Origin of the sequence: Alcanivorax hongdengensis A-11-3 (assembly GCF_000300995.1) — a bacterium.
Lineage (GTDB): Bacteria > Pseudomonadota > Gammaproteobacteria > Pseudomonadales > Alcanivoracaceae > Alcanivorax > Alcanivorax hongdengensis.
Window position 1 is genome coordinate 14,221 of the sequence record NZ_AMRJ01000021.1, and the last position, 12,575, is coordinate 26,795.

The following is a 12,575-nucleotide window of genomic DNA, read 5'->3' on the forward strand; positions in this document are numbered from 1 at the left end:
GGCCATGGCGCAGGGCGTTAATCCTTGTCCACCTTGCCGCGCAGCGCCTTGATCTTGCCGCGGTTCTTCTTGTTGTCCACCCGGCGACGCTGGCTGCCCAGGGTCGGGCGTGTGGGCTTGCGCGTCTTGCGCTCCACGGTAACGCTCTGAATCAGCTGCGACAGCCGGGCCAGGGCGTTTTCCCGGTTCATCTCCTGGGTGCGAAACTGCTGCGCCTTGATCACCACCACGCCATCGCTGGTAATGCGCTGGTCGCTCATGGCCAGCAGCCGTTCCTTGTAGCGCTCCGGCAATGAAGAGGCACGAATATCGAAACGCAGATGAATGGCGGAAGCCACCTTGTTCACATTCTGGCCGCCGCTACCCTGGGCACGGATGGCCTGCATGTCGATTTCGTGGTCGGGGATATCAATGTTTGCGGTCACTTTTAGCATAGTGCCGACATGGTACACCGGTTACCGGACAAGGGCAGTGAAGCGCGGGTGAAAACGGCGCCTCCCCGCGTGAAACCGGGAGGCGCCAGGGTCAGACGTGGACGGCGAAATGCAGCATCACATGGACCTGCAGTTCCCCCACCAGGAAACCGAGCAGGGCGCCGACGGTGATCAGAATCCATTCATCCTGCTGGAAGGCCGGCCTTAGCAGACCCTCGAATTCCTCTTCGGAGAGCTCCTGCATCTTGCCCACCAGCAGGGTTTTCAGGTCCATGGCTTCCTCGGCATAGGCTTCCATGTGACTGAGGGTTTCCGGCAGGTACTGCATGACCTTTTCCGATACCGAGCGCTTCATCTCCTGGTACTTGGTGCTGCCCACGGCAAACACCACCAGCGGCTTGGCCAGGCCGGCCTGCTCATCCATGGTGCGCTGTACCTGTTTCTGTACCAGGCCAAACAGACGGTCGGACAGCGGCCCCTTGAGGATGGCCTCGATCACCGCTGCCGGGGTGACGATTTCGCTGGCGACCAGCTCGCCGTAGCGGGCGGAGACCTGCTTGCGCCGACGCAGGAACAGCCCCTGCCACTCAAACAGACCCAGGTAACGCACCGGTTGCTTGGGGTTGAAAATCATCTTCAGTGCCAGCCAGTCGGTGAACCAGCCGGTAAAGAGGCCGAACAGCGGCATCACCCAGATATTGTGGGTCAACGCCCAGGCCACCGCCTGCAGACAGCCGATGATGAAGCCGAAATAGATGCCGGAGCGGGCAATGAACTTGAACTCCACGTGGCCGGCTTCCAGGAACACCCGGTTGAGCAGCTCCTTGTCGCGCACCAGGGCGTTGACCACCATGTCCTTGAGATCAAACACCCGATCGATGTTGTTCTTGATGTCCTCCATGATCAGCTCGACCATGTGCGGCGCTTCTTTCTGGATGCGCTGGATCACCAGGCGCTTGACCGACTCCGGCGACGATTCCCATAGCCCCGGCTGGTATTCGGCGGCCACCTCGCGGGTGATGTCTTCCACCGAGCGGATCAACGGATCACGGATTTCCTCGGCCACCCGGTGCGGGTCCAGTTTGTTGAACACGTCTTCGGGCTTGAGCAGCCGCTCCATCATCAGGTCACAGGCAATGCTGGCCATGGTGGCGGCGCGGCGCGGCACGATGCCCTGCCACCCGAACAGCGGCGGCTTGCCGACAAATTCCAGCGGCTTGAACATCATGCGGATGGCGACAATCTTGGTGAAATAACCGATGGTGGCGGCCACGAACGGCATGGACAGATAAAGAATCCAGTTGGCCTGAACATCGGCCAGTATCTCGTGAATATCAACATTCATGCGTCGGCGTCTCCCTGTCCTTGCTGGTCACTGACCATCAATGCCCAGAGGGTCTCACCTACGGGGCTCAGGGTCAGGGTTTCCCTTGCGGCTTTCAGTTTGGGGTAGTGGTGCTGCAGTTTTTCCAGCGCCTTGCGGAAGGCGCTGTCACCTTCGCACAGTTCGTAGTCCGTGCGCCGGCCGGTATCCATGGGCGTGCTGATCACCAGCCCCAGGGAAAACAGCCGCGCCAGATACAGCGGCACGAAATCATTGCACTGGATGCCGCTGGCACGACCCACGTTGGAATACCGGTGCAGAACCATGCCGCGCTGCCACCAGTGGCCACCGGCATAGAGCGACAGCATGGGAAAGCCGCTGCCATCGGACAGTGCCGCCAGCATGCGGGCCTCGTCCGGGGTCAGCGCATTGAGCACGCTCAGCATCAGGCGCCGTTCGGCCTGGTCGCCGCTTTGCTCCAGGGAGGCATCGAGCAGTTGATGGAGGTTTTGCGGCTGCGCGACAGGGCCATCGTCCAGCTCGTCCAGCCGGTGTTTGAGGCCCAGCAGCACGCCACTTTCCACTTCATGGAAGCGCTGATCGGCGCGTTGCACCGGTGGCAGCTGCATCAGCAGCTGCTGAATCCGTTCACGCAGGCTCGCCGGGGTTAATCGGGATTGCGGCACCTTGATATCCTGTTGTTATTGTTTGAAGGGCCCGAACACCGGGCTCCGTTATGTTTCCCAGTGTCCGGGCTTTTGTCATTATCGCAAGTTACCGACCGTATGTTTTACGAAACAGGGTACGAGCGTGCGGCACGGCTGTCAGGGCCGTTCACGCAATGCCAGCACCCGCTGACGCAGATCCGCGGCCTCCACCTGTTGCGGTGCCACCGGCTCACCCACCGCCAGCTTCACCCGTGACCAGAAGCGCCGCGGCAATCGCGTCAGCGCCGGCCCGCCCTTGTGGCTGAAGAAACTGCCCCACAGACCGGACAGGGCCATGGGAATCACCGGCACCGGCCGATCGGCGATGATTTTCTCGATACCGTTGCGGAATTCATCCACCTCGCCGTCCTGGGTCAGTTTGCCCTCCGGGAAGATACAGACCACTTCGCCGGCATCCAGCTCTTCGCGAATGCGTACAAAGGCACGCTGGTAGATGTCCGGGTTGCGGCTCTTGGAATCGATGGGGATGGTCTTGCCGGTGCGGAAGATATAGTTGAGCACCGGCATGTCATAAATCGGCTTGAACATGACAAAGCGCACCGGGCGGCGAATGGCACCGGCCAGCAGCAGGGCATCCACGTAGCTGACATGGTTGCAGACCAGCACGCAGGGGCCGTCATCGGGAATATTGTCCATGCCGGAATGCTTCACCCGGTACATGGTGTGGGTGAGCATCCACACCAGCAGGCGGATAAGAAATTCCGGCACCACCGAGTAGATGTAGGACGCCACCAGCACATTGGCCAGCGCCAGCACCAGGAAGAACTGCGGCACGGTCAGATCCAGCATGCCGATCAGCACGATGCCGGCCACCGCCGAGCCCACCATCAGCAGGGCATTGAGGATGTTGTTGGCGGCGATGATGCGTGACAGATGACGCGGGTCCGAACGGTGCTGGATAAAGGCGAACAGCGGCACGATATAAAAGCCGCCGAACACACCGATACCCAGCAGGTCGACCAGAATGCGATAGCCACCGGCCTGTTGCAGAAAGCCGATGATATCCACCTGGCCAGTACCCTGCAGGCCGGCGTAGGAAAAGAACAGGTCAATGCCGAACACGCTCAGGCCAATGGAACCCAGCGGCACCAGACCCAGCTCCACCCGCTTGCCGGACAGCTTCTCACAGAGGAAGGAGCCCAGGCCGATGCCCACCGAGAAGGTGCTCAACAACAGCGCATAGACGCCATCGGTACCCAGCAGGTAGTGGTCCACATAGACTTTCAGCTGGGTGGTATAGGCAGCGCCCAGGAACCAGAACCAGCTGATGCCCAGCACGCACATCCACACGGATTTCACTTCCCGGGCATAGCCGACGATATGCCAGGTTTCCTTCCACAGGTTCCAGTTCAGTTTGACGCTGCTGTCCGCCGCCGGCGCCGAGGGAATGGCCCGGGCCGCCAGGTAGCCGAGCACGGCGATGCCGACCACCGCCAGGGACACCACCTCGGGGCTGGCCGCATCCATTTTCAGCAGCACCCCGGACACCGAACCCAGCAGGATGGCCAGGAAGGTGCCCATTTCCACCAGCGCATTGCCGGACACCAGTTCCCTGTCACTGAGATGCTGCGGGATGATGGAATACTTGATCGGCCCGAAGAAGGTGGATTGCAGCCCCATGCAGAACAGCACCGCCAGCAAAAAGTAGACGGCATTGAAGAAAAAGCCGGCGGCGGCCACCGACATGATGATCACCTCGGCCAGCTTGATCTTGCGCACCAGCGACGCCTTGTCGTACTTGTCCGCCACCTGGCCGGCCAGCGCCGAGAACAGAAAGAAGGGCAGGATGAACAGGGCCAGGGCCACGTTGTTGAGGGTGTTGACGCTGAGGCCGGCCACCACGCCGGAGGCAATCAGCAGAATCAGGGCCTGACGAAAGACATTGTCGTTGAAGGCGCCCAGAAACTGGGTCACAAAGAAGGGCCCGAAACGCCGGGCCGCCAACAGCGACAGCAAGCCGCCTTTTTCTGTGTTCATGCGGTTTTCTCCCCCGCCCAGCTTTGCAGGTAATGGTGAAACAGGGAGGCAAGCATGGCCTGCTCGTCCACCTCGCCAGCCACCGTCAGTTTGTCTTCCACCGCCAGTACGCCCATGCCGTGCACACTGCTCCACAGGGTCCGGGCGGCCAGGTGAATCTGGGTCTCGTCATGGTCGCCGCCGAGGCGAGCCACCTGTTGCTCGACCCGGGCAAACAGTTGGCGGGTGCGTTGCAGATACCAGTCCGGTACCGGCGCCTGCTGGTTCATGCGGTGCATGAACACCATCTTCCACAGGGCGGTGTGTTGCCGGGCCAGGGCCAGGTAGGCCCCGGCCATGGCCAGCAGGGCCTGACGCGGCGGTTGATCGGCGGCGTAAGTCATGGTGCCCAGCAGCTCATCCAGGGTGCGGGCGTTGGCCTGCAGGATCAGGTCATCAAGATTGCTGAACACGTGGTAGAGCATGCCGGGGGTGTAGCCGATGCGTTGGGCCACCTTGCGTACACTGAGCTTTTCCAGCCCCTGCTCGGTGACCAGCTCACGCACGGCCTCAATGGCCAGTGCCTGTAGCTCTTCACGACTGTGTTGGTTTCGACGTGCCAAGCCCTTTCCTTTTTTCTTGTATCGGCGCCAGTCTGCTGGCGCCTGTCCTTGTTACAGCCGGTGTTATCGCCGACGTATACCCCGACACGTCACTCTGCCGCAGGGCCGCGGCGCAGCCGTGCCAGAATCTCACGGGCACGCTGCGGGTGCGAGTCGCCAATGCCGGCGGCGGCCAGCCGCTGATCCAGCGAGTCCTGGCCAGCGCTCGCCAGTTGTTGCTCACTTTGCCATAACAAACGGTTTTCTTCCTGGCGTTGTTGAATCTGTTGCAGGGTCTGCTGGCTGTCGGTCAAACGCCGGGCCAGGCCCTCGCTCTGCTGGCGACGCGAACCGGCCTGGCCGTACAGGGCTTCCTGGCTGCGCGCCAGGCATTGTTCCTGGCGCAGGGTTTTCAGCTGCTCCACCGCCTGCTGGATAAAGCGTCGGTACTCGTCTTCCTGCTGATCCAGCACCTGCGCCTGCTGCTGGTGGCGCTGATGTTGTGCCTCCAGCTCGGCAATCCGCTCGCCGGTATCCAGCGCCAACCCGTCGTCGCCCTGATCCATGGCCTGGCGGGCACAGTCTTCATAACGGTGGATGCGCGTCTGCAATTCCTGGCGACGGGTTTCATTGAGCTTTCTTTCGGCCATCAGCCGCGCCAGCTGACGGCGGGCCTCTCGCAGGGCCTGTTCGCTTTCGTACAGTTGCTGGTCCAGCAGCAGCATGTCATTGGCGTTGACGATCTGCTCCATGCCCACCCGGGCCTGGCCTCGCATCAGGGTTTTTAATTTGTTCCAGGCAGTAGCCATAATAAATCTCCCTTGAAGGTTCAGACGTCGGTGTCAGACGTCCGACTCTTTTTCAATCGGTATATTCCTTGAGCAGGCGTTCGGTCCTGGCATCGCTGATGCGGTTGATCAGCCGCCGGGCCTCGTGGTCATCGCGCAGGGTCTTGGCCAGGGTAATGGTGGAGCCGACTACGAACATGATGCCCATGACCAGATAGCCTTTGATCCACAGGTCCGTGGGCAGCCAGACAATGCCGAGAATCATCAGGCCCAGGCTGATGCCGAAGGCCGCCTTAACGTAGAACAGCCAGCCACTGGAGTGGCGCTGGATGGTGCTTTCGTCCATGGGACGTCTCCTTTGTTGCTTTTATTTAAACGGTGTTCAATTGATAGCGCAGAAACTAAACGCCGTTCAACAAGGAGACTGTAATGGAATATGTCAGCGGCTATTCAACAGGGGCACCGGGGCGGCGACCGATGGGCCGGGCCGGGTTGCCGGCGACGATGGTCCAGGGCGGCACGTTGCGGGTGACCACCGCGCCCATGCCCACCACCGCGTGGTCACCAATGGTGACACCATCAACAATGCCGGCCCGGGCGCCCACCCAGACATCCCGGCCGATGCGGATGCCCCGCGAGGTGACCGGCTGTTCGCGCACCGGCCGGTCCGCGTCCAGACCATGGTTGAAGGCATAAAAGGTGCAATAGGCAGCAATACGGCTGTGATCACCGATCTCGATACCTGCGGCGCCGCCGTCCAGGGTCACATGGTGGTTGAGGCTGACCTGCCGGCCCAGTTGAACAGGGCCATGAATAACGCAATCTGCAGCGATCTGGCTGCCATCTCCGACGAAAATATGGCGACCCGGTTCGGCCAGCAAGACCGCCTGGGGGGCCACGAAACAGTCCTCGCCAAAGCGCACCGTCTCCAACGCCATCAGCCGCTGCTGGATGGCCTGCTGCCAGGGCTGCGCCCATTGCCGGTGACGGGCCTTCAGGCGGCCATACAGCCAGGGCATATAGGCCAGCCGCTTTTTATGTTGTTCACGGTAGTCGTCTTCGGTCATCCCTCCCCCTCATGGTAAGAGCATCGCCGGCGGCGCGATAAGCCCTGACCGCACAAGACAGGTTTACCACAGAGGTCACCGAGTCTACCGAGGAAAGAATCGCTTTTCTCTGTGCCTCTGTGGTGAAAGGGCTTTTAATCCTGCGCCGCCAGCGTTGCGCCAGCAGGGAAATTAGCAGTTTAGCCGTCCGCCCCTCATGCAGTAGCATGAACCGCCAAAACAAGGAGACCGCTGTGAAGAAAGTGCTGCTTATTGTCCCTCTTTCACTGGGCCTGGCCCTGACCCTGGCCGGCTGCCAGAACATGGAGGCGGCCATGCCCTGGGTGAACATGGGCAACCAGATGGCCAAGGACGCCGGTTACGACACCGATTCCCGCCTGGCCCAGGGTATCAAGCAGGCGCTGGACGTGGGCACCGATAACGCCACCACACAACTGTCCATGCGCGGCGCCTTCCAGCTGGGCCTGCCGGAATCCGCCCAGCCGATTGCCAACACCCTGCGCCAATTTGGCCTGGGTAGCTACGTGGACCAGCTGGAAACCGCCATGAACCGGGGCGCCGAACAGGCGGTGGACGAGGCGGCGCCGGTATTCAAACAGGCCATTGCCACCATGACGGTCAAGGACGCGCTGGGCATCATCCAGGGCGGTGACACCGCGGCCACCCAGTACTTCCGCGCTCAGACCGAACCGACCCTGCGCCAGCGCTACCAGCCGATCATCGAGCAGAACCTGCAGAAGACCGGATTCTACGATCAGTACAAGGCGTTGCTTGGCGCCTACGATAAGTTACCACTCACTAACAAGCCCAATCTCGACCTGGAAAGCTACGTGCTGGACCAGAGCATGGACAAGCTGTTCACCCGCATCGGCGAGCAGGAAACCCTGATCCGCCAGAACCCCATGCAGCAGGGCAGCGCCCTGATCGGCGCCGTATTCGGTGGCGCCCAGGCGCAATAACCCGGCCGATTCAGGCCACCCGGGCCATGGCCAGCTGGGCAAAGCGGCCCAGGATGGCGGTGGCATCCCGGCACTCACGCACTTCCGGCAGGTGGTGATCCACCTGCTGGTCGCTGAGGCTGTCACCGCGCAGCGCCTGCAGGTAGGCGCGCATCACATCGGCGCTGAATTCCGGGTGAAACTGCACGCCCCAGACCCGCTCGCCATAGCGAAACGCCTGACAGGCATCATGGACATTGGACGCCAGCAGGGTGGCCCCCGGCGGCGGGGTCAGCACTGACTGACGGTGCACCACCTGGGCCCACGGATGATCGCCCATGGCCCCTAACAGGGCATCCTGGTAACCGGCCGGGGTCAGCCGCAGGGCCACCGTGCCCACTTCCATGCCCATGGGGTTATTGGCTACTTCTCCGCCCAGGGCCTGGGCCAGTATCTGGTGCCCGAAACAGAGCCCGAGAATAGGCAGTTGCCCAAACTGGTGCGCCGCGCCGCGCAGCCAGGCCATCAGCCGCGCCATCCAGGGGCGCTGGTCGGTGACCATGGCATGGGAGCCGGTGATGATGACGCCGCACAGGGACGCCGGGCTGGGTAATTCGCCATCCTGGCTGATATCCACTACCTGTACGGCACTGCCACTGCCCACCGCCTGACAGATCCAGTTTTCAAAATCACCGTAATGCTCACGGATCTGCGGGTAGGTACTGCCGGTTTTAATAATGAGTAGGGGGTTCATAGCACTCTCCTTGCTGTGAAAACCTGAGCAAGGCCTGTACCAACTCCCGTTGGCCCTTTGTAAAAAGGGCCAGAAGTGCGATCAGCTCAACGCCCGGTGGCGGGGGCAGCTGACCAGATGATCGTTGACCATGCCACTGGCCTGCATGAAGGCATAGACGATGGTCGGGCCGACAAAGCGGAAGCCCTGTTTCTTGAGCGCCTTGCTGAGCCGCTCGGCGGTGGGGGTCACCGCGGGCACCTCGGCCAGGCTGGCAAAGTGATTGATCTGCGCCTGACCATCGACAAAGTCCCAGAGGAACGCATCCAGGCTGGTGCCGGCCTCACGCAGGGCCAGGTAGGCCCGGGCATTGCCGATGGTCGCCTCGATCTTCAACCGGTTGCGCACGATGCCGGCATCCTGCAACAGCTCGGCTTTCTTGATGGCGTCATAGGTCGCCACCTTGTGCGGGTCAAAGCCGTCAAAGACCTGGCGATAGCGTTCGCGCTTTCTGAGGATGGTAATCCAGCTCAGGCCCGCCTGGGCCCCTTCCAGATTGAGCAGTTCGAACAGGGCCCGGTCGTCGTGCAGGGGCACGCCCCATTCGGTGTCGTGGTAATGCTGGTAGAGGGGATCGGTACCGCACCAGGGGCAGCGCTCCATGCCGATGTTTCCTTGTGATTGGGCGTTTCACACGGTATCACCCCCGTGGCCGGCCCGGTATACTTGGCGCCTGTTTTTTGTGACACCTTATTCACCGGTAACAACGGGATCGACCATGGCGGAGCAACCGCAAACGGATATTCTGACTTTTCAGGGCCTGATTCTGGCCCTGCAACAATACTGGGCCGAGCAGGGCTGCGTTGTCGTGCAGCCGCTGGACATGGAAGTGGGCGCGGGCACCTTTCACCCTTCCACTTTCCTGCGCGCCATCGGCCCGGAGAACTGGAACAGCGCCTATGTGCAGCCGTCCCGTCGGCCCACCGACGGCCGTTACGGGGAAAACCCCAACCGGCTGCAGCACTACTACCAGTTCCAGGTGGTCCTGAAACCGTCGCCGGACAACATCCAGGAGCTGTACCTCGGTTCCCTGCGCATGCTCGGCTTTGATCCGCTGGTGCACGATATCCGTTTTGTGGAAGACAACTGGGAATCACCGACCCTGGGTGCCTGGGGTCTGGGTTGGGAAGTGTGGCTCAACGGCATGGAGGTGACCCAGTTCACCTACTTCCAGCAGGTCGGCGGCATCGATTGCTACCCGGTCACCGGTGAGATCACCTATGGTCTGGAGCGCCTGGCCATGTATATCCAGGGGGTGGATTCGGTCTACGACCTGGTGTGGTCCGACGGCCCCTTCGGCAAGGTCACCTACGGCGATGTGTTCCTGCAGAACGAGGTGGAGATGTCCACCTTCAACTTCGAACACGCCAATGTGGACGCCCTGTTCCAGCAGTTCGACCTGTTCGAGGCCGAGTCCACCAAACTGATCGAGGTCGGCCTGCCGCTGCCCGCCTATGAATACGTGCTGAAGGCCTCCCATACCTTCAACCTGCTGGATGCCCGCAAGGCCATCTCCGTCACCGAACGCCAGCGTTTTATCCTGCGCGTGCGCACCCTGGCCCGGGCCGTGGCCCAGGCCTACTTCGATGCGCGCCGCAAGCTGGGTTTCCCCATGGCCGATGACGCCATTCGTGAGGAAGTGATGGCCGAGCTGGAAAAACAGGATGAAAAGGCCGCCAAGCAGGCGAACAAGAAAAAGGGGAAGCAATAATGTCCCGGGATTTGCTGATTGAACTGGGCACCGAAGAGCTGCCCCCGAAGGCACTGCCCACCCTGAGCGCCGCGCTCACGGAAGAATTTGTCCGCCAGCTGGATGATGCCGGTTTGAACCACGGCGAGGTGGAAAGCTTTGCCGCCCCCCGTCGTCTGGCGGTGCTGGTGCGCGGCCTGGATGACAAGCAGGCCGACCGCGATATCGAACGTCAGGGCCCGGCCGTGCAGGCCGCCTTCGACAAGGACGGTAACCCCACCAAGGCCGCGCAGGGCTTTGCCGCCTCTTTGGGGCTGACCGTGGACCAGCTGGGTCGTCAGGACACCGGCAAGGGCGAGCGCCTGGTGGCGAAGATCACCGAGCAAGGCAAGCCCACCGTGGAACTGGTGCCGGAATTCTTTGCCCAGGCCATCCAGAAACTGCCGATCCCCAAGCGCATGCGCTGGGGCAAGCGCAAGGTGCAGTTCGTGCGCCCGGCCCACTGGCTGGTGGCGCTGTTCGGTGATGAGGTGGTGCCGTTCGAATTGCTGGATCTGCAATCCGGCCGTACCAGCTATGGCCACCGTTTCCACGCCCCCGGTGCCATCGAGCTGGCAAGCGCCGGCGAGTACCAGGCACGCCTGGAAGACGACGGCCACGTGATCGCTGACTTCAACCGCCGCAAAGCCATGATCGAAGAGCAGGCCATTGCCGCCGGCAAAGAAGCGGGCGGCAGCGCCCAGATCGATGCGGACCTGCTTGACGAGGTGACCGCCCTGGTGGAGTGGCCCCAGGCCCTCACCGGCAGCTTTGATGAAGACTTCCTGCGGGTGCCCCAGGAAGCGCTGATCAGCGCCATGGAAGAACACCAGAAATACTTCTCCGTGCTGGATGCCAACGGCAAGCTGATGCCGACGTTCATCACCATCAGCAACATCCAGTCCAAGGATGCCCAGCAGGTGATCCACGGTAACGAGAAGGTCATTCGCCCGCGTCTGGCCGACGCCGCCTTCTTCTACGATAACGACTGCAAGAAGACGCTGGCCCAGCACGGCGAAGGCCTGGCCCAGGTGGTATTCCAGCAACAGCTGGGCACCGTGGCCGACAAGTGCCAGCGCATCGGTGGCCTGGCCGCCGTGATTGCCGAACAGATCGGTGGCGACGCCGCCCAGGCGAAACTGGCCGGCGAGCTGAGCAAGGCCGACCTGAACAGCGAGATGGTTTACGAGTTCGACACCATGCAGGGCATCATGGGTTTTTACCTGGCCCAGCGGGAAGGGCAGCCGGAAGAGGTGGCCAAGGCACTCTACGAGCAATACCTGCCGCGCTTCGCCGGTGACACCCTGCCGCAGAGCAAGACCGGCATGGCCGTCTCCCTGGCCGACAAGATCGACACCCTGGTGGGCATCTTCGGTATCGGTCAGAAACCCAGTGGCACCAAGGACCCCTATGCGCTGCGTCGCGCGACCCTGGGTGTGCTGCGCATCATCATCGAGAACGGGCTGGCGGTGGATCTGCGCGATCTGCTCGATCAGGCCGGTGAACAGCTGGGCGAACGCATTGATGCCAGCCAAATCGACGAGGCTTTCGATTTCATCAAGGGCCGTTACCGCGCCATGTATCAGGAGCAGGGCATTGCCACCCCGGTGATCCTGTCTGTATTGGCGATCGATGACGCCTGCCGCAAGCCGCTGGACTTCGACCGCCGCGTGAAAGCAGTGGCCGAGTTCCAGAAGCGTGAGGAAGCCGCCGCCCTGGCCGCCGCCAACAAGCGCGTCTCCAACATCCTCGCCAAGCTGGACGGCGAGCCGCCGGAAGAGATCGACGGTGCCCTGCTGGAAGACGAGGCCGAGCAGACCCTCACCAACCTGGTAGTGGCCAGCTACGAGCAATCCGAACCGCTGCTGGAAAAAGGCGACTACCAGGGCGTGCTGGAAATGCTGGCCGAATTGCGTGAGCCGGTGGATGCTTTCTTCGACACCGTCATGGTAATGGCGGATGACGAGGCGGTGCGCAACAATCGCCTGGCGCTGCTGGCCTTCCTGCGCGACCTGTTCCTCAATGTGGCGGACATCAGCCTGTTGCAGGAATAACCGCCTGTACATCATGCGTTACCAACAAGGGCCGCTTCACACGCGGCCCTTGTTGTTTTAAAACCGAAACCATCACTACCGTAGGAGCCAGCCTGCTGGCGATGCCCTCCACGGCAATAATAATCGCCAGCAGGCTGGCTCCTACAGGATCTGTCATTCAGG

At 61.8% G+C, this 12,575-nt stretch carries 14 protein-coding genes; 3 read left to right on the top strand and 11 right to left on the bottom strand.

The genetic code is table 11. The features are described from left to right. Nucleotides 1–17: 17 nt before the first annotated feature. The 8 genes from arfB to A11A3_RS12490 all read right to left on the bottom strand — a co-directional run bounded on the left by arfB (nt 18) and on the right by A11A3_RS12490 (nt 6,899). The gene (gene arfB / locus A11A3_RS12455; RefSeq protein WP_008929663.1) at nt 18–434 is read right to left on the bottom strand and encodes an alternative ribosome rescue aminoacyl-tRNA hydrolase ArfB; all 417 of its coding nucleotides are present in this window, start codon (nt 432–434) and stop codon (nt 18–20) included. Nucleotides 435–525: 91 nt separating this feature from the next. Next, entirely contained in the window at nt 526–1,779 is a 1,254-nt protein-coding gene (locus A11A3_RS12460) for a DUF445 domain-containing protein (RefSeq protein ID WP_008929664.1), read from the bottom strand. After that, nucleotides 1,776–2,444: an Abi-alpha family protein gene (locus A11A3_RS12465; RefSeq protein WP_008929665.1), complete on the bottom strand. Its 669-nt coding sequence runs from the start codon at nt 2,442–2,444 to the stop codon at nt 1,776–1,778. Before A11A3_RS12465 ends, A11A3_RS12460 begins: the two co-directional genes overlap by 4 nt. A 138-nt stretch (nt 2,445–2,582) precedes the next feature. Then, nucleotides 2,583–4,463 carry an MFS transporter gene (locus A11A3_RS12470; RefSeq protein WP_008929666.1) on the bottom strand — a complete coding sequence of 627 codons (1,881 nt, stop codon included), beginning with the start codon at nt 4,461–4,463 and terminating at the stop codon, nt 2,583–2,585. After that, nucleotides 4,460–5,065: a TetR/AcrR family transcriptional regulator gene (locus A11A3_RS12475; RefSeq protein ID WP_008929667.1), complete on the bottom strand. Its 606-nt coding sequence runs from the start codon at nt 5,063–5,065 to the stop codon at nt 4,460–4,462. Before A11A3_RS12475 ends, A11A3_RS12470 begins: the two co-directional genes overlap by 4 nt. An 89-nt stretch (nt 5,066–5,154) precedes the next feature. After that, nucleotides 5,155–5,853: a PspA/IM30 family protein gene (locus A11A3_RS12480; RefSeq protein WP_008929668.1), complete on the bottom strand. Its 699-nt coding sequence runs from the start codon at nt 5,851–5,853 to the stop codon at nt 5,155–5,157. A gap of 52 nt (nt 5,854–5,905) precedes the next feature. Then, a complete protein-coding gene (locus tag A11A3_RS12485; RefSeq protein WP_008929669.1) occupies nt 5,906–6,178 on the bottom strand; it encodes a YiaA/YiaB family inner membrane protein in 273 nt (90 codons plus the stop codon). A gap of 100 nt (nt 6,179–6,278) precedes the next feature. Further along, nucleotides 6,279–6,899 (bottom strand): acyltransferase, encoded by a 621-nt coding sequence (locus A11A3_RS12490; RefSeq protein WP_008929670.1) that lies wholly within the window; start codon nt 6,897–6,899, stop codon nt 6,279–6,281. Between the two features lie 233 nt (nt 6,900–7,132). Between A11A3_RS12490 and A11A3_RS12495 the strand changes: the two genes are divergently transcribed. Beyond that, on the top strand, nt 7,133–7,858 hold the full coding sequence (locus tag A11A3_RS12495; RefSeq protein ID WP_237738864.1) for a DUF4197 domain-containing protein: 726 nt from the start codon (nt 7,133–7,135) through the stop codon (nt 7,856–7,858). 10 nt (nt 7,859–7,868) lie between these two features. On the opposite strand, the gene A11A3_RS12500 is transcribed toward A11A3_RS12495, so the two are convergent. Further along, the gene (locus A11A3_RS12500) at nt 7,869–8,591 is read right to left on the bottom strand and encodes a glutamine amidotransferase (protein ID WP_008929672.1); all 723 of its coding nucleotides are present in this window, start codon (nt 8,589–8,591) and stop codon (nt 7,869–7,871) included. An 81-nt stretch (nt 8,592–8,672) separates the two neighbouring features. Beyond that, a complete protein-coding gene (locus A11A3_RS12505) occupies nt 8,673–9,233 on the bottom strand; it encodes a DNA-3-methyladenine glycosylase I (RefSeq protein ID WP_008929673.1) in 561 nt (186 codons plus the stop codon). A 115-nt stretch (nt 9,234–9,348) separates the two neighbouring features. Between A11A3_RS12505 and glyQ the strand changes: the two genes are divergently transcribed. Together glyQ and glyS are read left to right on the top strand one after the other, a co-directional pair. Next, nucleotides 9,349–10,341, top strand: coding sequence for a glycine--tRNA ligase subunit alpha (gene glyQ / locus A11A3_RS12510; protein ID WP_008929674.1), 993 nt, complete (start codon nt 9,349–9,351; stop codon nt 10,339–10,341). Continuing rightward, the gene (glyS, locus tag A11A3_RS12515; protein WP_008929675.1) at nt 10,341–12,413 is read left to right on the top strand and encodes a glycine--tRNA ligase subunit beta; all 2,073 of its coding nucleotides are present in this window, start codon (nt 10,341–10,343) and stop codon (nt 12,411–12,413) included. Before glyQ ends, glyS begins: the two co-directional genes overlap by 1 nt. Here glyS and A11A3_RS17780 read toward each other — a convergent pair. Further along, the gene (locus tag A11A3_RS17780) at nt 12,394–12,570 is read right to left on the bottom strand and encodes a hypothetical protein (RefSeq protein ID WP_157375685.1); all 177 of its coding nucleotides are present in this window, start codon (nt 12,568–12,570) and stop codon (nt 12,394–12,396) included. The two genes, glyS and A11A3_RS17780, sit on opposite strands and share 20 nt — an antisense overlap. Nucleotides 12,571–12,575: the final 5 nt, after the last annotated feature.

What these genes read in the sequence shown, in the direction of transcription:
- A11A3_RS12460 (WP_008929664.1), bottom strand. Translation starts at nt 1,779, where the DNA reads ATGAATGTTGATATTCACGAGATACTGGCCGATGTTCAGGCCAACTGG.
- A11A3_RS12485 (WP_008929669.1), bottom strand. Translation starts at nt 6,178, where the DNA reads ATGGACGAAAGCACCATCCAGCGCCACTCCAGTGGCTGGCTGTTCTAC.
- arfB (WP_008929663.1), bottom strand. Translation starts at nt 434, where the DNA reads ATGCTAAAAGTGACCGCAAACATTGATATCCCCGACCACGAAATCGAC.
- A11A3_RS12480 (WP_008929668.1), bottom strand. Translation starts at nt 5,853, where the DNA reads ATGGCTACTGCCTGGAACAAATTAAAAACCCTGATGCGAGGCCAGGCC.
- A11A3_RS12500 (WP_008929672.1), bottom strand. Translation starts at nt 8,591, where the DNA reads ATGAACCCCCTACTCATTATTAAAACCGGCAGTACCTACCCGCAGATC.
- A11A3_RS12505 (WP_008929673.1), bottom strand. Translation starts at nt 9,233, where the DNA reads ATGGAGCGCTGCCCCTGGTGCGGTACCGATCCCCTCTACCAGCATTAC.
- A11A3_RS12490 (WP_008929670.1), bottom strand. Translation starts at nt 6,899, where the DNA reads ATGACCGAAGACGACTACCGTGAACAACATAAAAAGCGGCTGGCCTAT.
- A11A3_RS17780 (WP_157375685.1), bottom strand. Translation starts at nt 12,570, where the DNA reads ATGACAGATCCTGTAGGAGCCAGCCTGCTGGCGATTATTATTGCCGTG.
- glyS (WP_008929675.1), top strand. Translation starts at nt 10,341, where the DNA reads ATGTCCCGGGATTTGCTGATTGAACTGGGCACCGAAGAGCTGCCCCCG.
- glyQ (WP_008929674.1), top strand. Translation starts at nt 9,349, where the DNA reads ATGGCGGAGCAACCGCAAACGGATATTCTGACTTTTCAGGGCCTGATT.
- A11A3_RS12470 (WP_008929666.1), bottom strand. Translation starts at nt 4,463, where the DNA reads ATGAACACAGAAAAAGGCGGCTTGCTGTCGCTGTTGGCGGCCCGGCGT.